Genomic DNA, 21,240 nt, shown 5'->3' with positions numbered 1-21,240 from the left:
ATATTAACTTAATAAAATTTATTTCTTATGGATGCATAGTTGTTTATAATATTTTTTACCTTTATCGCTTATTTTTACATAACTTTCAAATTCAGATTCCATAATATTTAGTAACCCTAATTCTTCAAAGTAATATATAATTTTATTAAAGTCATCTGTATGTATTTTAATTTGTGTCAGTTCATCAGATTCTAAATATTTTGATAACATATGTTCAATACTAGACTTAGACATATCAAATTCAACATAATCATAAAAATATCCTTGAAGATTTTTAAATAGTATATTCCAAGTCAATTTAATAGATTTCCCACTTAATTTAGAAGTATCTTTCCTAATAACATCATAAAAAATTATTATGCTTCTATCACCTTTAATTAAAACATCACTAAATTCATCTTCGCTTATTTTCGCTTTTAATTCTTGTACTAGCTTCTGCAATTTTTCATTTTCTTTCTTTATATTTTCAATATCATTATTTATATTAGAAAGATGTCCTTTAATCCACCCATTTCTTGGATCATCTTTAAATCCCTTCCTTAGACTTTTCTCTACACCATTACTTAATTGATCTTTATTTTCCCAATAACTACACATTTTATCTTTAGATACTTTTTCTATAAAGCTCTTTAATTTTTTAAGCTTTACCTCGCTTTTATCAGTCTTTCCTCTTTCTATCCTATCAATATTTTTATATATAAATGAATATACTGGTATACCTTTGCTTCTAGCATAGTCATATTCTTTCTCAGTAAATCCTATACAATCAGTATCTTCTGTACCATATCTTCCTGCAATAATTAAAATATAGTAATCACTCTTATCGATTATTCTCTTTATATAATCAAATTGAGATTGATTTGATGCAGGAAATAACTCCATACCAGCTGGAAAACAATCTAAACTTAAAATTGCTTTCATTACTTCCTCTCTTTCTTCTTTCAAATCCACAAATGTAGAACTAATAAATACTTGATATCTTTTTTCCATAAAAACACCCCCAAATATGCTATTCCATGCTTTAGGATGTTTTCCTTTAACAATCATTCGTCTTTTTCTCTTATGAATTCCACATAAAGGGATTATTTGTTTCTCGCAAATTAAATATTACCCAATTAGGTAATACCCATTCTTAGTTTTCTTAATCTTTCTTCCCACTTTTCTTAGTTTCTTTGCTGAGTTTCTACTTACTCTTTTCATTTATTCCAACTCCTTTGTTTTATACTTCCACCTTTACCCCTATAATAGCTATCCTTTTTCATAAGTTGCCTCAAATCAGAAAAAGAGAGGTTTTCTTTCCCTCTCTTCTCTTTCTTATCACTTTTTAACTTTTTATATACTTCTGGTTGCTGGTCTTTTAATATTTCACCTATTCTCATATTCTTTCACCTCTATATGAACATTGATTATAACAACTTTCTATATCTATCTTGCACCCTAAATAATGCCTACAAAATCCATTCTCACCTTTTTCAAATCCTTTGCAGTACTTCTTTTCTCTTCTAGTTGATTTCTTAACATTCATATCGCATGCTTTAAATACTTTATCCCAATAATTCATTATTCTATCTCCTTTTATGTATATGAATAAAAATCTCTTAGCCTTTGCTAAGTATGTAGAAAAAACCTTCAAGTTTAATCAAACCTGAAGGTCCTATTTTATATATTCTAATAGTTAGTAATAATCAGCTCCTTATACTTTCCTCTAGCTTTCTGTTCCCTGGATACTGAATAATTAACTTCTGTTTCTTTTATATTAAAATCTTTATACCATTCTCTTACCTGGGAATGGTCATTTATCGTTAAAAGAAACTTACCTTTTAGACTTATAAGCTTATCTCTTAATAACAGATGTTCCTTTTCTCCAAACTCATTCCCATATCCTGTTGTTTCAAAATACGGTGGATCACAAAAGAAAAAGCTATGTTCCCTATCATACTTTTCTATTATTTTTTCAAAGCTCAAGTTTTCAACATAGGTATTTCTAAGCCTTTCCTTTAGATCTCCCAAAACTCCTGTATAGAAAACTTGTGGACTAGGTTTAGTGTTTGTGCCATAGCCATAATGATTTCCTTTCCCAGCAAAACTCTGGGATATTAAATATAGAAATCTAATGGACCTTTGAATTTCAGTTAAATATCCTATGCTGCAATTCTTATATTCCTCAAATATGTCTCTACCTGAAAACTCATACTCTAGCATTCTTTCTATCTCTGGAGCATGGTATTTAATCATTTTAAACAAGTTTATTAACTCTCTATCTATATCATTAATAACCTCAACCTTTGAAGGCTCTTTACCAAAATAAACCCATCCAGCTCCAAAGAACAGCTCTATATAACAAGTATGTTCTGGTATCATTTCAATAATTGTTTTTCTTAGTTTTGATTTCCCACCCATTCGTGGTATTGGTGGCTTTAACATTTACATCACTCCTAGTGTTTATGTTTTATTATATTGGGTTAAAGTTACACACCGCCACCAAGTAAAAAGCACCTATACATTCAGTAAGGAGCGAATCACTCACCTTGTATAAGTGCTTTTTTTATACTGGTACCTGTAGGTAAGGATTTATCCATAGTTACATTGTTTCACTCCACTTATACCACCTACAGAATATAAGTATCGTCATTACTATTCGTCCGCCTAAACGAGCCATGGGAGGATTTGACTAATTTATATTGGTCTATAATACTATAATAACACACTGAAATTCCTTTTGTTATCAACTCACTATCAACTCACTATCAATAAATCTAAACCAATTTGCTATATCATAAACCAATTTCTTTCTTAACCTGAAAGCTGTAGCTGATGACATATTTAGTTTAATTGCTATTACCTGTACCTCTAAACTTCTTTTATATTTTAATTCTATAAATCTTTTATCCTCATCATTTAGCATATTTATATTACTTTCTATAGTTATAGCTAATTCATTTATATCTCTAATTTCTTTTTTTAATTGTTCTATTTTATTTTGCTTAAAACTCCATTCTTTTTCTAGTCTTGTTATTCCTTTTATAAGTTCCTGTTCCATAAAGCTTGTACCAATTGTTGACGTTTGAACCTTTTCATCATAATTTATAGATTTTAAACCTGTATCTAGTCTTACATTATTATTTTTAATGTCAGATTCCAACTCTTTTAACTGTGTGCTATATAAGGCTATTAACTCTTCTTTTTTCTTTATGATATCTTCCCTATTAAAATGATCGTATAATCTCTTTTCTGTTTTTCTAAATAACTCTCTATCTTCCATTTAATCACCTACTTTTAATTATTAAATAAAAAAATACCGCATATTCATTTGTGAATAATGCGATACTTTAATATGATGTTTATTTTTATAATTCTCCTTAATATAAACCTGAATACTCAAAACTCAGTATAATAAGATCTATAAAAATCACTTTCCACAACATCTTTTGTACTTTTTACTACTTCCACAGGGACAAAGATCATTACGACCAACTTTTTTAGCATGTCTTTTAAAATAACACCCTTCTCGCCACGCAAATTTAATATTACCTATTATTTCATGATAAAACTTCCTCCAAATACTTTCTGGTATTCCTCCATTTTTAAGTGTAGTTTCTCCTGTTAAATTATAATCTACAAAGCAAACAAAATTCTCATTACTAGGAAATAAATCCTTATTTCTTCTATAATCTTTTTTATAAACATTAATATATAAATCATCTGCTTCCATTAACCCGTGCTTTTGTTGCATCTTTGGTGATGGTGGATTCTTGATATCCTTTAACCAATCGATTGCATTAGTAACAACCTTAAGAATTTCTTGCTTATTTTCAATATCTCCGATAAATAAATGGGCTTTTAACCGCTTTCGAGTCTCTGTACTGACATCTTGTATATTATTAATTTTATATTTGTCACTTGTATAGTTTGGAAAACAAAAATATTTTACTTCATTTAAATCTACAGCTTCAGTTGAAGGTTCAAAAATAATGAAATCATTTCTATCAATCACACTTTTTAATACAACATCAAAATTCTTTTCTTTGGTATACATATCAAGAATCTCTTGATTTGTATACCGTATCCATCCAGTAATCATTCTAGGATTGCTGAAAGAGAACATGTATTGCTCATATTCTTTGTAATGGTCAAAAACCAATATAGCCATTAACGTTGCAATTTGACCGATATAACCTCTGTCTGTATTTTCAATTTCTATATCAACATTTAGTTGTTTATTACTACCAGTATCGCTAATACTACGACAACAAATCCCAGGCATACTAAGTTGCATTGCAAGCAAACAAAAAGCTGGATACTCTCTTTTTGCAGTATCAATATTTAATAATCCAACGTGCTTATTAATAAAAAGGGACAATCCTAGCAATACTCCACTAGCTGTGTCAAATGCAGAATCTATTACATTATCAAATTTATATACAGGTAACTCAAGGCACTTAGAAACATGTTTTTCAACATAATAAAAACATAATTTATCACCAATTGCCTCCCTCTTTACTGCTACTTTTCCGTGATTTATTGCATTTCGTAAATTCACATTAATATTTTTTGTAATTTCCTCATATCCATTTGCCTCAATTACTGCAACTAACTTACCTAGCGTATTTTGAGAGGTATAATCTTTATTTATTGCTTTCCCTGTCAAAAAAGCAATAACTCTTAAAAAGTTTGATAAACAACTTTCAAGAATTGCAGTATAGGTAGGTAAACGATACAGTCGTGTTTTTATTTCTTGAGATATATTAAAGTTACGCAAATCTAATATTATTTCAGAAAGCTGTGAGTATGAATTATAACCCATTAAGAAATACTCAAAAATTGTTTCATCAATTTCTAAAGTGTCATTATGATTATTATATAAGTCTTCCAGTAATTCATATACTTGCCCACAAACAGATGTGTTCCAATACGAACAAGGATCTGTTGTCACTATCTTATCTAAAAGATAGAGCATTTCATGACTTATTTCAGTAATAAATGGATTTATGTTTTTATTAATTTGATCCAATAGCTTATCTGAATCAAATTGAGAGTAAAAATTATCTTTACAGTATTCTACAACCAAATTCACAATATCACTCCTTTAAAATCCACATTTATAATTTAATACCAATCAATGTAATATGAACTTGTCCTAATAATTAAATTATTTTTTATAATAATCAACCTTAAATTGGAATTTGTTTTTTACATAATCATTCTTTGTGATTTACATATACAATCATTATCTTTTCATTACATCTATTTAATTTTTAAATCGCCAAGTCTATAACCTTCTTTATTTAAAAACATAGTTATTGGATAACCTTCTTTATCAAGTAAATCTAATGAGTTAAGTACAAGATTTCTATTAATAAAAGTTTTGTCCTTTCCCTTCATTTTTTCTTTAAAAAGTTCAAATGTATAAGGTGTACCTGAGTCATTATCTATCATATGTTTTATAGGTGCCATAAGGAAGCAAGATAATTTTAGTAATGAAAAATCTTGATTAAATTTTTCAAGAATTAAAGTTCTATCTGAATCTAATGATTTAATTTCTTGCTCTTGGTTTGACATGACATCCTGAACATTTTCTAACACATACGACAAAAATAAATATTCTTTATTTTGTGTTGTAACTGTATATACTTTTTTACCAAATATTTTAATTTGAATTTTAATTAAATTCCCATAATGAGGATGTTGTATCCCAATACCTATTTTTTTCTTCGAATATATCGAAAGAATTTCTAGCCCTCTTGGAAATAAAAATATTCTCTCTCCTAAAATATCATTAAGCTCAGAGTTAACAAAATCTTTTGTCAGAGAAATTTTAAAATTATGTTCAATTATATACTGATTACTAAATAACATCCAATGTCCTGCTAATTTAATTGCAAAATAGGCTTCACAATTATAATTTTCAGAAAAGTTCTTTTTCTCTAATACTAATTTTTTTGAAAATTTAATTTGATACTTTTTTGATGATTTAACCTCAATAGCTAATTTTTTGCCATTAATAGTCTCCACTAAGAAGTCAGATGTCTTTGCTCCTGTCAAAGGAGAAGCACTTTCATCTATCGATGTAATCTTCTCAGCCCAACCAAGAAGATATATCATCATTAAAAACTCTGTTTCATTTTCAAGTCCATTAATTCTACTTTCATCATCATTTGTTATTCCTAACATATCTTTAAGTTTTATTTTTTGAGTATCATTTAAATATTTTGAAATTTCATAATAGTTCCTAATTTTTTCTATAGGAGTTTGTTTATCTACCATAAATGCTCCTCCATGCAATACATAATATTTTACCATCAGTTTCTACAAAATAAGTTCAACAAATCGTCAAATTACTATTTATATACCTACCTTAAGTAAATTATAACATATTTCCCTAATACCGCATTATTCAATTTTCAAAGAACATTATTTACATTTTAATTTTCATAGTTATATCACAATATTTTCAAATTAAAACATTAACACCTTTCTAAAATCATATAAAAATGATTCCATTTTCCGCTTATTGAATTGATATAGTTTATTACTTTCTAACACTGGTCTTTCTATTTGTAACTGATTTTTTCTGATTGATAAATATCCATTATTGTCAAATTGCCTATCATAATACTCCTCATAATCAGCACCAAGACTATCAGCTTCTTTTGGATTTATATTGCTCCAAGATTTGTTTGAAACTTCTTCAAGATACTCAAATAAATATTTAAACGTATCAGAATTAAATCTTAGGTGAAAATCAAAGTTATTTTCCTCATGATTATTCCTTATTTCAAAAATCACAGCCGATTTTCTGTTTATAACAAGCAATTCTAAACCGTCTATTGTTTTAAAAATCCTTTTATTCGATTTCATACTTTTTCTCCTTTATATTAGTTCCAAACTAACATTACTGTATTGCCATGTATTTTTACTAGATCAACGCCACTTAAGCTCATACATTTCATGCATGTACAACTTGTTGCTTTTTTAAAACTTTTTGCTTCTTTCAAAGACTCTGCATCGATTTTATATATAGTTTTACATTCATCACATTTTACTTTAACCTTCAACTTGATTCTCTCCTTATTCTTTACTACATAATTCCGGATTTTCAGAGATATTACCTATAACTTCAATATTTTCTTCCCCAGTCCATACTAAGAAAGATTTAATATCATCTTCCGTATTATTTTCTGACCAACCACCACCTGGATATTTTCTTATTTTGTCTCTCCCTATATACACTATTTCAAATACACCTTGATTAAATGCTATATATCCTTTATATTCCCCTGCTTCTCCCCAGCAACTATCTTCTTCCCATAGAAATTTAATGATATCCCCCTCATAAATTTCTTTTCCATTCTTATCTTTAAGGCCTGTATATTGCATTATATTGTTAAGTTTTATATCTCTTCTTTCTTCGATTCTTACACAAAGCATACATCCACTGTTATCAGTAAACCATCCGTATCCTTGGTTGCCATCATCACTATATGCCATTGTTTTATTTTTCTTATCCCATGCTTTAAACTTAATCTCTCTCATAATTAAACCTCCTTAACTTTTCTCATTTATCTTTTGATATATATCTGCTATGATTACTGCAGTCCTTGTTAAGTCAGCATCTTTTTGTATTAAGTCATTCCTATTTAACATTAATAATTGTTTCCTTGTTACTAAAATCAAATTATCAATATCAAAGTTATATCTATCCCCATCACCAAAGATAATTACACTCCCCTTTGGTTTAGGTCCATTGTACTTTTCCCATATTAAAACATGCTTTTGTTTCCACTTCTTTGAATCCTGAATCTTTACCCATACATATCCATCATGTTTAATCTTTTCTGTGCCTACAGGTAAATAATTATGAGGTTTATTACCCTTTTTAAATTGTGTTTTTTCCCCCCCAGAGTTAATCCTTTTAATCCCTTATTAAATGGTATATGTCCACTTTTAAATTGCCCATTAAATCCAGTATTTAATTTATACCTACCTATAGCACCCTTTATTTGATTTAAAGTAAGACTTAAATTAAATTTTTCATTCATTAACTTTTGAATTTCTTTGTAATGATGTCCTGGTGTTATTTTTTTAAGATATCCTTTTTCTTCTTTGCTCCATATATGAAGAACTTTATTTTTACTTTCAGTTGGCCTTCCTACCATATTTATTAACCCTCCAACATCTTAGGTTTCTTAAGATCAGCATTAAATTTATCACTGTTATCAAATACTTTAGCTACTTCAATAACTAGAGAACCATTTGATATTACTTGTTGAGCAACAGATGTTATTGCTTTAGCTCTATTGATTTCCTCTGAAAGTTTTTCGCCTTTTAATTCTTCATCACCTAATCTTTCTAACTGTGCAAACAAATGATTATTTAGATCTCCAAGTGTATTTCTCATAAAAAACAACTCCTAACCAATTTTAAATTCTTATCTTAGCTTCCTATTCTCTTTTCTCTTCCACCTTGTTCTCCTTTGTTCCAAAGCATTCTACTAAACTCATGGATATACTGCATGCCTCTATATTTCCTATAACAATAATCTTTTAAATCTGTTTTATTAAATTTTTCTTTTAAAGCTAACTTCCCAGCATTAGCTGCTATATTAGCCCACCTATCACTTAGTACCCATGCTTTCTTACTTATTTCAAAAGCTGTTAAGTAGTCTTCTGTGTTTAAATTAATAAATGAATTTGCTATATCATAATACTGGTTAATATCTTCTGAAAACAGACTATCAAAGTCCGTTTTCTTTTTTTCTATTACTAATGCCATTTTATTCAACCATCTTAAACACTTCTTTAAATTCTGAAACAAACTCATTTAATTGTTCTTCATTTTCAAAGTATAGTGAATTGTCTCCTCTACTTAAAACTACTCCCTTTCCTGTTTCAGCTTCATACTCTCCATTTTCTCCTCTAACTTTTATGGTCCTTATAATCTTTTCTTCTAAAACTTTTAATCCTTTTATTTTATGTCCCTCCTCTTTAAAATCTTCTAAACTAGTTGCTACCATTTTGCTAGTGTCAGCAATATGATCGGTTTTCAAGTCTTTCTTTACAACTGATTCTTCTACCACTTCTCCCACTTGGTCAACATGGCCAGTTGTTTCACTTTTTGCAACAGTTGGTTTTTCTTTATATAGCGCTTGTCCTTCTTCTGAGAAGATATACTCTACTGCATTTTCTAATTCTTTATCTTTTTTAATTGGTTTGGTTTCTTCTTCTTTTTTAAGTTCAACTTTAATTTTCTTATATTCATTTGTAACCATTGCTTTACTTAGTTTAGGAAACTTTATTGCTAGTTCTTCTATAGCTTCCTTTTGAGTTAATTTCTTATCTAAAAGTTTTATTACCTCTTTCCTTACCTCTGCTTCATATTTCTCCATCATTTTCTTAGCCATTTTACTATCTCCCTTCGTTTCATCTTTAAATCTTCTTATTTTTTCAGCATCTTCTAAAATTAAATCCCCATAAATACTTTCTATTTCCTTTATTTCTTTAAATGTTTTTTCTGGAAATACCTGTATTAATAATGCTGTTACTGCTCTATTTACCATGAACTCAAGTTTTTCGATACTCTCTTTAGTCATATTCGTAGCCTTAACACCTGCTAGGTGATCTATTAGTTGTATTTGATTATGGTCTAATTTATTTATTGATGTACTTAGTCTATCTATTTCTCTTTTGTTTCTTCTTCTTTCTGCTCTTCCCACATTTGCTCACCCCACTCCCTGTATATCTTTATAAAATCTTCTAAGGTCATAGTTACTAACCATTCGCATCTATTTTTTCTATGAAATACTCCAGGTAGTTTTCCCTTTTGAGCATCTGCTTTCGCTTGAGTTATCGCATCATATATATTTAATCTTTCTACTCTTTTGCACTCTATATGAATACCAGGTAATCCAACTACGTCTGCATCTCCATTAGCTCCACAATATTGTTGAGACCTTCTACATTTACTGTACCCGTATTCTTTTAACTTGTTAGAAAGTTCTCTTTCTCCTCTAGAACCTTTCTGTTTACTATTAGTCATATAGCCTTCCTCCCATACAACTTCTTATAATTTCTTCCCTTTTATAAATTCCTGCTCCACTTATTGTTTTACATAACATTCTTAAAGATTTATTACTAAGCTTTAGTTTCTTTTTAATATCTTCTTCTGTATATTCTTCCTTGTCAAACAGCTCAAATAGCTTGTCCTGCACTTCTTTTTTATACCTCATAGCTACCTCTCTACTCTTATGTGGACTATCATTGCTTAATCTGTGATGTTGAGGACATAGATATTTGAAATTAAGTTCACAATCCTTTAATACAATACTTTGACTTCTAAATATACAATGATGTAATTCCCCTGAAGCTCCACATATCTCACAATCTTTCAATGTTTCCACTCTCCTTTTCATTTGATTTTCATATGAGAACATAGCGTTATAACTATGCCCTCATATGATGTTATTCTTTTATTAAGCTATTATTTTAATGTTATCTAAGCATTCAAGCCTTTCTTGTAAATATTCCTTTATATTTTTAATTGCTTCGTTTCTCCATGCTCCTCCATCAGATTCAAATATAGCTGCTGAAGGACCTTCTTTCATTCTAAATATGAACTCACTTATTGGCTGGTCTACTTCTGGGAATGTTCTATATGGTGCCAATTTTACTGGGTTAGGTACTACCGCTTGTCCTACACTAGCTACTCCTGTTTTAACTGTAACCTGTTGGCTTACTCCATCATCACCTATACTTTTTACTGCTTCATCTTGAATTAAACCTGTATACTTAAGTAATACTTCCTTATCTCCTACATTTACAAAACTACTTTGCAACATAATATTAAATCTTTCTGTATCTATAAACTGATCATACCTAATATTATTTGGTAAGATTGCTTCAGCTTGAATAAACTCTTCCCTTTCCCTGTCTGCATTTAAAGGACTATATAGTCTAACTTCATCATGTGACTTAACTTGAACTAATAGTTCTGCTGGTAAATTATCAAGATTTGAGTAAATAAACCTTGATCTGTTTCAACTAATATTTCCTTTTCTTCTCCTAAACTTACTAAATACTCTAATCCTTCTCTATTTATCATTTTTTATTCCTCCAATTTTTTTATTTATTTTACTAATTTTATTCCCTTAAGATCTATTTCTTTTTCTTCTCCAGTACTTAACACTTCACCAGTTTCTTCATCAACCCTCATTACACTTTGACCTGGTACTTGTTTTTTAAATTCACTTGCAAGGATTCCTCCTTTACCATCAGTTCCTATTATTATCTTTGTTGCTATTGGTTTGTTAGGAGCTAATTTAGTCTTTGCTAATATATTTACTTCTGCTAATTCCCTGTCTTCACCAGATGCGAAAGTAAGTTCTAATGTTAATTTTCTCTTTAGTTTATAATCAGTATTTGGATCCGCAATGTTTTCTAACACCTCCTTTAGTGCAGCATTCATTTTTTCAGCTAAGGCTCCATCTGCAAAGCTTTCTAAATTAATCATCTTTTCCATAAATTCATATCTCTCCTTTGTACTATAGTTTTAATATTCTAGTACACTACAGATATAAGTTTTTCTAAGTTGAGCTTGTATCTGTAATGTTTAATTATCTAAAAGCTAATCATACCAACTCATCATATTTTCTTTATCTCTATAATTTTCAATACTAATGGTATTATTTCAATTTGTACATTTATGGGTATTTACTGCTTTCTCTTTAAAATCCATATGCATAGCACCCACAATTACAAATAACTTTTTCACCTTCTAAATAAAAATTATTACCGTAAACAAAACTTCTATTACCACATTCACATCGATTTGTATCCTCACTAACTTCTTTTTTACATTTCATACAATAGACTTTAAACATTTTAAGTCCTCCTTCTAGTTAAAATAACTTTCCATGCTTATAAGGTCTATTCTTATTTTTATCCATCTTCTTTATTAACTCTTTTTCAATATCCACTGTATCTCCTAATGATGTATCTGCTACTCTTAAAACTATATCTGCAAGTTCTTCACTATAATTTTCTTTATCATCTTTTCTTAATTCACTAACTGCCTCTGATATTTCAGTTACTATTAACATTAATCTTTGACACATAAAAGCTCTTTTTACAGCCTTAACTTCTCTATCGTTAAATCCTTGTACACTCATTTTAGTAATCACATTATATTCTTCTTCCCAAAATCCATGATCCACTGCATTTTTATGCGCTTCTTCTGCTAGTTGTTTTATATTCATCATCTATTCCCCCTTTTAAATATTTCATATCTAGAAAACCTCTGTAAGATTTTTCTCTTTTACAACTTTCTCTTTTAGCTCCTTTAAGGAAATGCCTAGTCTTATGCAAGCCTCTTCTAAACATTCTTTAATTACTACTTCTAATGCCCTATTGGACTTATCTTGTAAAGCTAAACTAGTTGCCATGTTAATAACTTTAAGTCGTAATAGGTTGTCCATTAATTTTTACCTCCTGGATTTCATTTATTAAGATATCCTTATATAGAAAGCTTTCTTTGTACATACTTTGATTCTCTTTTTGAACCATTATTACAAAGAATTTATTGGTTTTTGCTACTACGTTTCCTATTGATTTCTTAACATCTTGCTTTTGTGGTATTTTCATCTTAAATTCTACTTTATCGCCTACTTGAAATTTTCCTTCCAAGTTTACCTTACATTTTTTATTTTTAGTAATAACCGCAGTATCTTCCAGACTCTCTTCTGTAGCTAGTTTAAAATATACTTTATTACCTTCTTTCCTTCGTACCATCCACCCCTTATTTACTAATGCCATAAACCTTTCCCTTACAGTAGAAGTAGATATATTAAAGTACCTGCTAACTTCTTTAAATTTGATTTGCTTTCCAATTTCATAATTTAAACCTACCTTTTCAACTAAAACCTTCATGAACTCCTTTTGTACATATGTTAATGGAATTCTCTTCATAAAAAATCCCTCCTTAAAAAGGTATATCCTCATCATCTATTGGCATAACTCCATCTATCTCACTGCTATGAGCTAAATTTTCAGTAGCTTGTCCATTTTCTCTTTTGCTTGTTAAAAACTCTATTTCCTCCGCTACAGCTTCAGTAACATATCTCTTGGTTCCATCATTCCCATCATAACTTCTAGTCTCTATTCTTCCACTTAGACCCATTAAGTTTCCCTTTCGCATATAACTGGCTGTTGCCTCTGCTTGTTTTCCCCAAACTACAACTCTTATAAAATCTGCATCTGGTTGACCTTCTCTTTTGAATCTTCTATTTACTGCTAGTGTAAAGGTGGTAACGGCTGTACCTGCTCCTGGAGTAAACTTTAACTCTGGATCCCTTGTAAGTCTTCCGACTAGCGTTACTTTATTCATGTTATTCCTCCTCTGCAAAACAACTTAACAAAAGCTTAGTTGTTCTTCATCTTCCATATCCATATAAATTTTGCAATATCCATATCCATCTAATCCTTCATTACATTCTTTACAATGTTTACATTCATTAGGGCAATCAGAGCAACAACAGTGTTTACACCCTTCATAATTTCTAATCAAAATTAAACGCCCCCTAATCTACCACATCAATTTCTGGATTCTTAGAAATACATTTATCCATACTAAACCAATGATGCTCACTGGATACATCTTCCTTAGGTGTTTCTTTTTCATATCTCTTGTAGGTGCTTTCAGATAAAATCACCTTATAACCATTTTTAAAATTTATTAACCATGCACTTTCCATTATTTTTCCTCCAATAACTCTGTTTCGTAAATGTTGCCTATAACTTCACAACCGTCTTTCCATATAACATTAAATTGATTTAATAGCTTTCATCTCCCCTTCTATAATCTCTCTATCCAGCAACTGGTTTAAATTATGCTTATCAACCTTTTCATTTATCACCTTTATTTCTCTGTATAATTTAGCATTTTCTTTAACTATTGTTGTTAAAGCTAATATACTTAAATATAAACTTGAAAACCCTAATACAATTAGACTAACTAATAATGCTTTCATTGCTTTTCCCCCTTTTTAATTGTTCTTTAACCACATATATATCTAATTTTTGACTTAACTGAATTGTTCTACTATCTGTTAATCCATACTGCTCTATACTTTTATATAATTGTTTTCTTAGCTTATTCATTTTCATCTAGTACAGCTGCCATTATAGCCTTGCTCACTTCTCCCAGTAGCTTTCTCTCAGTTCTTATATCATATATATTTCTAGCTATAGTTTTATTAACTGCATCCACTATTTCAGGATCAACTCTCTTATCAATTAACTCTTCAGCATGAAGTTTTAAAGCATCTATTTCCTCTTTCTTTTCGTCTATTCTTTCTCCTAAATATCTTTTAAACTCATACATCTCATGTTTGTTCTCTAATTTAACTGTAAACATATTACATCCCCCTTTTTTAATCTAATAACTTTTTTAAAATTCTTGTCTTTTCTTTTGCCTTTTCTACTCTAATACTAGGTCCATCATTTAGTATAGGAGTACACATCTCTAAAAGTCTGTCATAGGTTCTCTTCTCATATCTTTCTTCTAATTCCCTTAGTGGTAGATTGGTTGTAACTATTAACGGCAAGCTATTCCTGTATCTGCTATCTAAGATATTGTAAATTTTAGTTCTGGACCAGTCTGTATCCTGTTCTGTCCCTAAATCATCTATTATCAGTAAATCGGCATTGGCTAATCCTTTTAAAATTGTACTTTCTCCATCTTCTCCAAACTTGTTGTAAGTTTCCTTAATTCTCTCCAGCAAAGAATTAATGCTTACGCATATCACTGGAATCATCTTACTTATTAATGCATTTGATATACATGCTGTTGTATATGTCTTTCCGTTTCCTGGTTTTCCGTATATTAAATATCCAATTGATTCTTTTCTCATACTTTGAAATCTATCTGCATACTTGCTTCCGGCTTCATACATTTTTTTAGTTCCTTTAGTAAAATCCCAATTTTCAAAAGTACTATTCTTAAACTTCTGGTCCATTAGACTATTATTTATAATCTGCTTAAGTCTTATCTGCTTCTCTTTATTTTTTTCTTTTATTTCTTTTTCCCTAAGCTCTTTTTCTCTACAACTGCACATTACTGGAACTATCATTGGCTTATTCATTATTTTTACTAGTTTATTTATAGGATCTCCACAACTTTTACAATGCTCAGACTTATAATCCAATTCCTTGTTCTCTAAGCTCTTCTCCATCACTACTCCTACTCGGTTCATTATTTACACCTTCCTTCTTAACAAGTTCTTTAGCCCATAAACCTCTTATTACAGGTTCACAATACTTAAAAGATTTTATCTTATCCCCATCAAAACTAGGTCTAAATTTTTTAAATGCTAAATCTATTCCTTGATTTATAAGTTTAAGTGGCACCTCATCTTCTATTAGCTTAATAACTGCACTAAATTCAATTGGTTTAAGGTTAGTTTCTAGTATTGAAGCTTTTGAGCAATAATGATCAATCACCTTTTGAACATCATTTCTACTACTACATTCATTAATTACTAAACTATCATTAATTACTAAGGGCGGATTTTCCGAAATAGGTTTTTCCCGATTTCGGATTTCCCCGGTTTCGGTTTTTCCGATATCGGATATATTTGTACAAGCTTCTTCATTTTTGTTAATAACATCAGGTATTTCATAAACTTCATAATCATATCCACCCATTAACTTACCTTGTTGATCTCTTCTTAAAATCCTTTTTACATATCCACGTTTTTCAAGTTCTTTAATTGTATTTGATAAACTATCTTTTTTATCTTTACAATGCTGTAGGATTTCTATTTGGTAGAACTCCCAATGATCTGGTCTGCTTAAAAAGTAACTCATCAATCCTTTGGCTTTTAAACTTAATCTGCTATCATAGATAAAGTATTTATTTAACATAATATAAGGATTTTCTTTATCTTTTATAGTCCTAAATACAGTCATTTTATCCTCCTTTGTTATTTAGTTGAAATTAATGCTACTACTATAAAACCTCCCCAAAATACTGTTATTGTTATAGTTTCTAGTAGCCATACTAGTATCATTCTTCTAATTGTTTTCTTATATTTACACATAAAAATTCCCCCTTGACATATACTAAACTGAAATAATTTTGTATAATATGGGTAAGAGCTTTAAGCTCTATACCCAAAATGTTATTTTTTAATGCACCCTGGCCATAGGGTGTATTTTTATACAATGTTTTTATATCTAAGCTGCTGATTAATTTCTTTTAACTCGTCTATTTCACTTTTCAACTCTTCATTATCAGATTCTAAACTATAGCAACGTGACTCTAATTCACTGTAAGATAGTTCCTCAAATAATGTTTTTTCTAATATCTCACAAGCTTTTTCTTTTTCAGATTCTACTAAGTTGTAAAATATAATTTCACTTTCATTTGGATTTCCTAAATCTATTAGCATAAATTTGTTTAAGGTGCTTAAGCCCTCTTCTGTTTCCAAAGTTGCAGATCCCACCGCATCTTCATTAAATGTTATTTCTGTTACTTCCGTAACAATTTTTGTATTGAAATTTTTATTTATCATTTCTATTCCTCCGTATTAAATGGTGCTAATTCATCAGGAATTTCTTCTACAGTTGCAGCATGCTCATTATTTTCTTCTTTAGAAAAACTTTCAACCTCAACTGAATCAACATCAACATAATTAAAGTTGCTTATTTTTTCTTCCTTAGCTTCTGACTTATAATCCATATCTAAAGCTTTTGCCATTTCAACGCTCTTAGGAGCATATTTTAAAACATCAAGTAAAACTGTTTTCTTAGCCATAGAATCAAAGTTTTTAAACCATACTGAACTCTTATTTATTTGCCCCTTGTAAGTGTAGTTTTTTGAGAACTCTTTAGCATGATGTTCCACTCTTTCTTTGGACCATACTACAAAATCAAATCCACCATTCTTAAGTTTATATACTGCATAATAATGCGTTACTTCGTCACTTGGTATATCTGCAGGCTTATGGCTTAAATTCTTATGAAGTCCATACTCATATTCAAATTCATCACCTTTTCTAACCTCATGTGCATATATAGCTTCATACTCCCCGGTGTTAAATGCCATTTTTAAAATACCCTTGTAGCCAACCTGAAAATTAACTTCTGTAATACCTTGTTTATTGTTTTTATAAGCTATTAAATATGCTTCTCCAAGCACTGTATTAGGTTCTAATCCACATTGAGCACTTTGCATTAATGCATTTAAAAAAGTTGTTGTATCAGCTTCCCAAAATGCTGGATTACCATTGTATAAACTTAAAGCTATTCTGCTGAATCTTTCAGGTGTCATGGTGCTCGCAACTGCTTTTTTAATTTCAGGCATCATCTTTTGTAATACATTTTGCATCTTCTTTTGTGGTGTCAACTGAATATTATTTTGTTGTTGCTTATTAGCAACTAAACCTCCATTTACATTAGCCATTGTTACTCCTCCTTATTTACATTTAGTAATTCTCATATTTACGAATTCTGTTTCACCTTGAAATATATTTTCATATGTTACTGGATACTTTTCTTTAAGTATTTTAATGTCTAGCCTATCTCTCTTAACTTTATATCTGCTTATTTTATAGATTCCATCAGAACCTTTTTTACTATCTCCTAAATCTAAATATATAAGTTGTTTTAAATGCTCCTTTTCCTTTTCTAAAACCTTTATTTGTTCATCTATATCTTTATATCTAGATAACTTATCATTACTTATAGTAGCCTCTATATCGTTATCTAAAGCCTGCTTAAAAAGTATCTCTTTAGTTTCTATATCTAAACCTCTTGGATTAGGCGGTATTTTAGTAAGTATGTTGTTATTCCAAAAATCTTCTCCTATTTTAAATAAAGCTTTTATATCATCTTCATTCCTGGGAACTACTTTCCATTTAACCTCTTTTCCAAGAAGATATATTATTAAAAAATACTTAAGTCCTGTAATCCCCATATACCATTGAACTTGTGTATAATATGAATCTGGAATTTCATCTCCATCCCACATTTTCTTTAAAAATTCACTAGCTGTTTTTATCTCTATTCCTATTAGTTCACCTTTTTCTATTTCCTTAATTTCTCCTGTATCAAGATTTTCATAGTATTTATAGTTATCACTTAGTTTTCCTAAACCATCTATATTAGCACTAAAATATTCATGTTCTTTATGGATCATCATGTATGGGTATTCATAAGTTTTAAGTTTAATCCCTGTGGACTTTTCAAAATCTTCCTGCACCCATTCTCTAATAAGTGGTTCCATTCTATTACCAAACTTAGTATGAATATTACCTTTAAACTTCTCTGAAAGTCCTAACTTTTCATTAAACACTGTAAATGCTGAACTGTACTGGCTAAACCCTGCTATCGCTCCTATTTCTGAACCACCGATTGAATTACATCTATTTGATAGCCACTTAGTTCTTTCTTCATCATCTTCCCTACAATCAAAAATAGCTTTTACATTAGGAAACAACTTTTTATCTTCTATAAATTCAGCCATTACATTACCTCCAATTGACTTTCTAAAAACTCTATATGCTCCTTATAGATTCTCCTTAATCCTTTATCATGAGTGTGTAAAATTTTCCTTCTTAAATGCCTTAATCTTTGGTCTAAAAGTTAAGATGCTGTCATTTTTCTAAACATTTTATCACCTTCAAATTTTATTTTTATTTAGTCAACTTTCTAAATTAAGTTGCATAGAATATATTGAGAAAGTATATTTATTTTTAAGAAAAAATATTTTTTAAAAAAGGCTGTTCAGCCTAATTTTCCTGAGTGTATTGTTCTTGGTATCCTTTGTACTTATGTGTTTACCTTGGTTTCATATACTTTCTTTATATAATTTTATTAGCATATCAATCTCTTCTAGAGGTAACGTCTTCGTAAGAACTTTGGCTATTGCCTTTGCTTTTCTGTTTTCAAATTCCTCTTGGTTTTCCAGTGCAGTATAATGTACTGTAACAGTTTTAACTTTGCTTTTTCTAGCCAATGTTCTCCTCCTCTCAAACTTACTCTCTATTTTCTAATGTATGATTTATAACACTAATTGGTGCAAGTAAACATCTGTCCTCTATTATTCTAATTGCTTCTTGTAATAATACTTTAGTAAATAAAGCTGTAACTTCTACCCCTTCAAATTGATTCTCTATAAGAATTAGAATTTTATCTATTGTTTCTTCTCTTTTCTCTTGTGTAACAGTTAATTTTATATCTCCCAAACTGCTACCTCCTGCTTTTCTTGCTAGTAAAGTTGATAAAACTAACTGTTATCCCAGTAACTATAAAATGTATTTTAGCGTGGCTCATATCTTCGCTCACTCCCGCTCGAATTAGCTTTACTAACAAGATTTATTTAAATTTTTATTCCATGGTTTACATTCTATTTAGTGCAAGCTACTTCACTTTCAACTTGTTTTTTAATAAACTTATTTATGAAGTATATCTGCCCTTTTCCCGTAACTTTTGTTGTAGTTGTAGCTCTTACACTTCCATCTGGATTATTTATGGTTCTCTTTTTGATTTCAAAAAGTTTTAAATCCATGCTATACTGTGTAGGTAAATTGTAATTTTCACCTTTTTTCTTAATTAAATAACCTTCATTTCTTAGCTTTTCAAATAGCCTATTTTGGCCTATGTCTATATCATTTTGTCTAAGTAATTTAGCTAATTCTCCTATTAAAATACTACTCTCAGATACCTCTAATGCTTCAGCAAATAATACTTTTGGTTTATTCTTTTCATTTTCTTCAAGTAATTTTTGTTTTTCTTGCTGTTCCATTATCCAAGCTTTAGCTCTCTCTATAGGATCTTGTATCATGTAACTATCTTTAGGTTGTTGTAACTGTTGTTTCATTTGATTAAATTTTTTAGTATACTTAGCAGTAAATAAAATACCCTTTTCTCCAGTAAATTTATTTGTTATAAATTCACATCCCATTTTAGTAAATAGATAGCATTTATTTTCTTTACCACTACCATCTTTATAGGTGTTTGGTATGAAATAATCACTCACGGGAATTTTCCCTTTAGTCATTGTTGGTATAATTCCTACTTGTTTTACACGCCCATCTGCTCTTTTAGTGCCTTCTAATTTCTTTAGGATTTCTGAATGTTCCACATCCATCATTTCTGCCACTTCTCTACTGTCTATTGTTATTTGCTTGTTACTTAATAATTGCAAATTACTCATATGTTCCCTCCTTACCTTATAACCTTTAAGTGTCTTTTCATTGGCTTATTTATTCTAACTGTTTTACCAACTTCCTTATCAAATAAGAATTGTTTACCTTTGTCGTCTGTATGCATAGTATAAGTTTTAATTCCCATTGTTTCTGCAAACTCTTCCATAAGAGAAGGTTCGCCTTTAAATTTTCTCAACTTACTTACAGAACACATAAATTCGACATTAAACTCAGTTATATCCCAATTATGATACTCCCATAAAAATTCAAGTATCTTTTCTCCAACGGGAGAATATTTATCAAATTCTTTAATGTAATTAATTGTGTAAAAGTAATCTTTTGTGTTAAACTTATGCCCTTTATATTCCTTAGCAATAGGGAACAACTGCATAAACTCTTTTGGTGTTAACAATGACATTAAATCTTTTATTATTTCAATAAATGCAAACTTAATTTCTGCATCTTCATAAGTTGTAACCTCATAATCTCCATTTTTTCTCTCTGTATTAACAAGTTTTACTCCGTAAGTAATAAGTTTTTTAATTAGAGGTTTTCTATCAAGTTCAATACCGTTAACATAATTTGCTTTATACATATCCAGTACATTATTAAAAGCTCTTTTGTATAAGTTATGTTTATCTACTAAGTTACTCATTCCCTCACCTCCCTCTTGTTTACTAATTTATTTTTCAGACAACCACATAAACTAAATTTATAACTTAATTAGCCTTAATTGAGTTTAACTCAACTTTGTTGATAAAAAAAATTTCGTCTATTATTTCTGGAGTTAGTTTAAGTAGATATTTTAGCTCTTTAATTTCACTGGCTTTAAAAGATATTAAACCATTTTCTTTTTTACTATACGTTGTTACATCTATATCTAACGTATTTGCAACATCTTTTTGAGTTAACCCATTCTTAACTCGCTGAGATTTAAGCAAATTTATATTCATGATTTCACCACCTTCATGTGAGTTAATTTCAACCTACAAGCTAATTATATTGAATCAAACTCAACATGTCAAGTGTTTTTTTAAAAT

38 protein-coding genes and 1 pseudogene are annotated in these 21,240 nt (G+C 29.5%); all 39 read right to left on the bottom strand.

Going from position 1 to position 21,240, the window contains the following annotated elements:
* Positions 1 to 18: 18 nt before the first annotated feature.
* Positions 19 to 990: a DUF4062 domain-containing protein gene (locus FGL08_RS06150; protein ID WP_171011993.1), complete on the bottom strand. Its 972-nt coding sequence runs from the start codon at positions 988 to 990 to the stop codon at positions 19 to 21.
* A 206-nt stretch (positions 991 to 1,196) separates the two neighbouring features.
* The gene (locus FGL08_RS06145; protein WP_138209942.1) at positions 1,197 to 1,379 is read right to left on the bottom strand and encodes a hypothetical protein; all 183 of its coding nucleotides are present in this window, start codon (positions 1,377 to 1,379) and stop codon (positions 1,197 to 1,199) included.
* Positions 1,376 to 1,561: a hypothetical protein gene (locus FGL08_RS06140; RefSeq protein ID WP_138209941.1), complete on the bottom strand. Its 186-nt coding sequence runs from the start codon at positions 1,559 to 1,561 to the stop codon at positions 1,376 to 1,378. Before FGL08_RS06140 ends, FGL08_RS06145 begins: the two co-directional genes overlap by 4 nt.
* 107 nt (positions 1,562 to 1,668) lie before the next feature.
* A complete protein-coding gene (locus FGL08_RS06135; RefSeq protein WP_138209940.1) occupies positions 1,669 to 2,424 on the bottom strand; it encodes a DNA adenine methylase in 756 nt (251 codons plus the stop codon).
* 301 nt (positions 2,425 to 2,725) lie between these two features.
* Positions 2,726 to 3,262 (bottom strand): sigma-70 family RNA polymerase sigma factor, encoded by a 537-nt coding sequence (locus FGL08_RS06130; protein ID WP_138209939.1) that lies wholly within the window; start codon positions 3,260 to 3,262, stop codon positions 2,726 to 2,728.
* Between the two features lie 147 nt (positions 3,263 to 3,409).
* A pseudogene (locus tag FGL08_RS13755) lies at positions 3,410 to 3,493 on the bottom strand (SEC-C metal-binding domain-containing protein); the annotation flags it as partial.
* Between the two features lie 1,751 nt (positions 3,494 to 5,244).
* Positions 5,245 to 6,264 (bottom strand): PDDEXK family nuclease, encoded by a 1,020-nt coding sequence (locus FGL08_RS06120; RefSeq protein WP_171011992.1) that lies wholly within the window; start codon positions 6,262 to 6,264, stop codon positions 5,245 to 5,247.
* A gap of 192 nt (positions 6,265 to 6,456) precedes the next feature.
* Positions 6,457 to 6,858, bottom strand: a complete 402-nt coding sequence (locus FGL08_RS06115) for a hypothetical protein (RefSeq protein WP_138209937.1) — start codon at positions 6,856 to 6,858, stop codon at positions 6,457 to 6,459.
* 17 nt (positions 6,859 to 6,875) lie between these two features.
* Positions 6,876 to 7,055, bottom strand: coding sequence for a hypothetical protein (locus tag FGL08_RS06110; RefSeq protein ID WP_138209936.1), 180 nt, complete (start codon positions 7,053 to 7,055; stop codon positions 6,876 to 6,878).
* Positions 7,056 to 7,068: 13 nt separating this feature from the next.
* Complete coding sequence (locus FGL08_RS06105; RefSeq protein WP_138209935.1) at positions 7,069 to 7,533, bottom strand: YopX family phage-derived protein; 465 nt, start codon at positions 7,531 to 7,533, stop codon at positions 7,069 to 7,071.
* A gap of 12 nt (positions 7,534 to 7,545) precedes the next feature.
* A complete protein-coding gene (locus tag FGL08_RS13775) occupies positions 7,546 to 7,719 on the bottom strand; it encodes an HNH endonuclease (RefSeq protein ID WP_512698494.1) in 174 nt (57 codons plus the stop codon).
* Between the two features lie 122 nt (positions 7,720 to 7,841).
* On the bottom strand, positions 7,842 to 8,156 hold the full coding sequence (locus FGL08_RS13570; RefSeq protein ID WP_243117950.1) for a hypothetical protein: 315 nt from the start codon (positions 8,154 to 8,156) through the stop codon (positions 7,842 to 7,844).
* A gap of 5 nt (positions 8,157 to 8,161) precedes the next feature.
* Positions 8,162 to 8,398 carry a hypothetical protein gene (locus FGL08_RS06095; protein ID WP_138209934.1) on the bottom strand — a complete coding sequence of 79 codons (237 nt, stop codon included), beginning with the start codon at positions 8,396 to 8,398 and terminating at the stop codon, positions 8,162 to 8,164.
* A gap of 35 nt (positions 8,399 to 8,433) precedes the next feature.
* The gene (locus tag FGL08_RS06090) at positions 8,434 to 8,772 is read right to left on the bottom strand and encodes a hypothetical protein (protein ID WP_138209933.1); all 339 of its coding nucleotides are present in this window, start codon (positions 8,770 to 8,772) and stop codon (positions 8,434 to 8,436) included.
* A gap of 1 nt (position 8,773) precedes the next feature.
* Complete coding sequence (locus FGL08_RS06085) at positions 8,774 to 9,712, bottom strand: hypothetical protein (RefSeq protein WP_138209932.1); 939 nt, start codon at positions 9,710 to 9,712, stop codon at positions 8,774 to 8,776.
* Positions 9,673 to 10,035, bottom strand: a complete 363-nt coding sequence (locus FGL08_RS06080) for a putative PDDEXK endonuclease (protein ID WP_138209931.1) — start codon at positions 10,033 to 10,035, stop codon at positions 9,673 to 9,675. The genes FGL08_RS06085 and FGL08_RS06080 overlap by 40 nt, the downstream gene beginning before the upstream one ends.
* Positions 10,028 to 10,387 carry a hypothetical protein gene (locus tag FGL08_RS06075; RefSeq protein ID WP_138209930.1) on the bottom strand — a complete coding sequence of 120 codons (360 nt, stop codon included), beginning with the start codon at positions 10,385 to 10,387 and terminating at the stop codon, positions 10,028 to 10,030. The genes FGL08_RS06080 and FGL08_RS06075 overlap by 8 nt, the downstream gene beginning before the upstream one ends.
* Before the next feature lie 81 nt (positions 10,388 to 10,468).
* Complete coding sequence (locus FGL08_RS13565) at positions 10,469 to 10,834, bottom strand: hypothetical protein (protein WP_243117949.1); 366 nt, start codon at positions 10,832 to 10,834, stop codon at positions 10,469 to 10,471.
* 287 nt (positions 10,835 to 11,121) lie between these two features.
* A complete protein-coding gene (locus FGL08_RS06065; protein WP_138209929.1) occupies positions 11,122 to 11,514 on the bottom strand; it encodes a replication terminator protein in 393 nt (130 codons plus the stop codon).
* A gap of 205 nt (positions 11,515 to 11,719) precedes the next feature.
* Positions 11,720 to 11,875 carry a hypothetical protein gene (locus FGL08_RS13360; protein ID WP_171011991.1) on the bottom strand — a complete coding sequence of 52 codons (156 nt, stop codon included), beginning with the start codon at positions 11,873 to 11,875 and terminating at the stop codon, positions 11,720 to 11,722.
* Positions 11,876 to 11,893: 18 nt separating this feature from the next.
* Positions 11,894 to 12,253 carry a MazG nucleotide pyrophosphohydrolase domain-containing protein gene (locus FGL08_RS06060; protein ID WP_243117948.1) on the bottom strand — a complete coding sequence of 120 codons (360 nt, stop codon included), beginning with the start codon at positions 12,251 to 12,253 and terminating at the stop codon, positions 11,894 to 11,896.
* 27 nt (positions 12,254 to 12,280) lie between these two features.
* Entirely contained in the window at positions 12,281 to 12,469 is a 189-nt protein-coding gene (locus FGL08_RS06055) for a hypothetical protein (RefSeq protein WP_138209927.1), read from the bottom strand.
* Positions 12,447 to 12,959 (bottom strand): winged helix-turn-helix domain-containing protein, encoded by a 513-nt coding sequence (locus FGL08_RS06050; protein WP_171011990.1) that lies wholly within the window; start codon positions 12,957 to 12,959, stop codon positions 12,447 to 12,449. Before FGL08_RS06050 ends, FGL08_RS06055 begins: the two co-directional genes overlap by 23 nt.
* A gap of 13 nt (positions 12,960 to 12,972) precedes the next feature.
* Positions 12,973 to 13,377, bottom strand: a complete 405-nt coding sequence (locus tag FGL08_RS06045) for a single-stranded DNA-binding protein (protein ID WP_138209925.1) — start codon at positions 13,375 to 13,377, stop codon at positions 12,973 to 12,975.
* A 24-nt stretch (positions 13,378 to 13,401) separates the two neighbouring features.
* Complete coding sequence (locus FGL08_RS13355) at positions 13,402 to 13,557, bottom strand: hypothetical protein (RefSeq protein ID WP_171011989.1); 156 nt, start codon at positions 13,555 to 13,557, stop codon at positions 13,402 to 13,404.
* Positions 13,558 to 13,570: 13 nt separating this feature from the next.
* Positions 13,571 to 13,744, bottom strand: a complete 174-nt coding sequence (locus FGL08_RS13350) for a hypothetical protein (protein ID WP_171011988.1) — start codon at positions 13,742 to 13,744, stop codon at positions 13,571 to 13,573.
* A 69-nt stretch (positions 13,745 to 13,813) separates the two neighbouring features.
* Positions 13,814 to 14,020, bottom strand: a complete 207-nt coding sequence (locus FGL08_RS06040) for a hypothetical protein (RefSeq protein WP_138209924.1) — start codon at positions 14,018 to 14,020, stop codon at positions 13,814 to 13,816.
* On the bottom strand, positions 14,001 to 14,156 hold the full coding sequence (locus tag FGL08_RS06035; RefSeq protein WP_243117947.1) for an aspartyl-phosphate phosphatase Spo0E family protein: 156 nt from the start codon (positions 14,154 to 14,156) through the stop codon (positions 14,001 to 14,003). The genes FGL08_RS06040 and FGL08_RS06035 overlap by 20 nt, the downstream gene beginning before the upstream one ends.
* Complete coding sequence (locus tag FGL08_RS06030) at positions 14,143 to 14,406, bottom strand: hypothetical protein (protein ID WP_138209923.1); 264 nt, start codon at positions 14,404 to 14,406, stop codon at positions 14,143 to 14,145. Before FGL08_RS06030 ends, FGL08_RS06035 begins: the two co-directional genes overlap by 14 nt.
* 16 nt (positions 14,407 to 14,422) lie before the next feature.
* Positions 14,423 to 15,223 (bottom strand): ATP-binding protein, encoded by an 801-nt coding sequence (locus FGL08_RS06025; RefSeq protein WP_171012081.1) that lies wholly within the window; start codon positions 15,221 to 15,223, stop codon positions 14,423 to 14,425.
* Entirely contained in the window at positions 15,186 to 15,959 is a 774-nt protein-coding gene (locus FGL08_RS06020) for a helix-turn-helix domain-containing protein (protein ID WP_138209921.1), read from the bottom strand. Before FGL08_RS06020 ends, FGL08_RS06025 begins: the two co-directional genes overlap by 38 nt.
* A gap of 248 nt (positions 15,960 to 16,207) precedes the next feature.
* Positions 16,208 to 16,564, bottom strand: a complete 357-nt coding sequence (locus tag FGL08_RS06015) for a hypothetical protein (protein ID WP_138209920.1) — start codon at positions 16,562 to 16,564, stop codon at positions 16,208 to 16,210.
* A 2-nt stretch (positions 16,565 to 16,566) separates the two neighbouring features.
* Positions 16,567 to 17,454: a recombinase RecT gene (locus FGL08_RS06010; RefSeq protein WP_138209919.1), complete on the bottom strand. Its 888-nt coding sequence runs from the start codon at positions 17,452 to 17,454 to the stop codon at positions 16,567 to 16,569.
* 12 nt (positions 17,455 to 17,466) lie between these two features.
* On the bottom strand, positions 17,467 to 18,516 hold the full coding sequence (locus tag FGL08_RS06005) for a YqaJ viral recombinase family nuclease (RefSeq protein WP_138209918.1): 1,050 nt from the start codon (positions 18,514 to 18,516) through the stop codon (positions 17,467 to 17,469).
* Between the two features lie 324 nt (positions 18,517 to 18,840).
* A complete protein-coding gene (locus FGL08_RS06000) occupies positions 18,841 to 19,008 on the bottom strand; it encodes a 4-alpha-glucanotransferase (RefSeq protein ID WP_138209917.1) in 168 nt (55 codons plus the stop codon).
* A gap of 19 nt (positions 19,009 to 19,027) precedes the next feature.
* Complete coding sequence (locus tag FGL08_RS05995; RefSeq protein ID WP_138209916.1) at positions 19,028 to 19,237, bottom strand: hypothetical protein; 210 nt, start codon at positions 19,235 to 19,237, stop codon at positions 19,028 to 19,030.
* A 161-nt stretch (positions 19,238 to 19,398) separates the two neighbouring features.
* Positions 19,399 to 20,208: a phage antirepressor KilAC domain-containing protein gene (locus FGL08_RS05990; RefSeq protein WP_138209915.1), complete on the bottom strand. Its 810-nt coding sequence runs from the start codon at positions 20,206 to 20,208 to the stop codon at positions 19,399 to 19,401.
* A gap of 11 nt (positions 20,209 to 20,219) precedes the next feature.
* A complete protein-coding gene (locus FGL08_RS05985) occupies positions 20,220 to 20,855 on the bottom strand; it encodes a hypothetical protein (protein WP_138209914.1) in 636 nt (211 codons plus the stop codon).
* 64 nt (positions 20,856 to 20,919) lie between these two features.
* Entirely contained in the window at positions 20,920 to 21,153 is a 234-nt protein-coding gene (locus tag FGL08_RS05980; RefSeq protein WP_138209913.1) for a helix-turn-helix transcriptional regulator, read from the bottom strand.
* Between the last annotated feature and the right edge of the window lie 87 nt (positions 21,154 to 21,240).

Origin of the sequence: Hathewaya histolytica (genome assembly GCF_901482605.1) — a bacterium.
GTDB lineage: Bacteria > Bacillota > Clostridia > Clostridiales > Clostridiaceae > Hathewaya > Hathewaya histolytica.
This window is presented reverse-complemented; position numbering and strand designations above follow the sequence as displayed.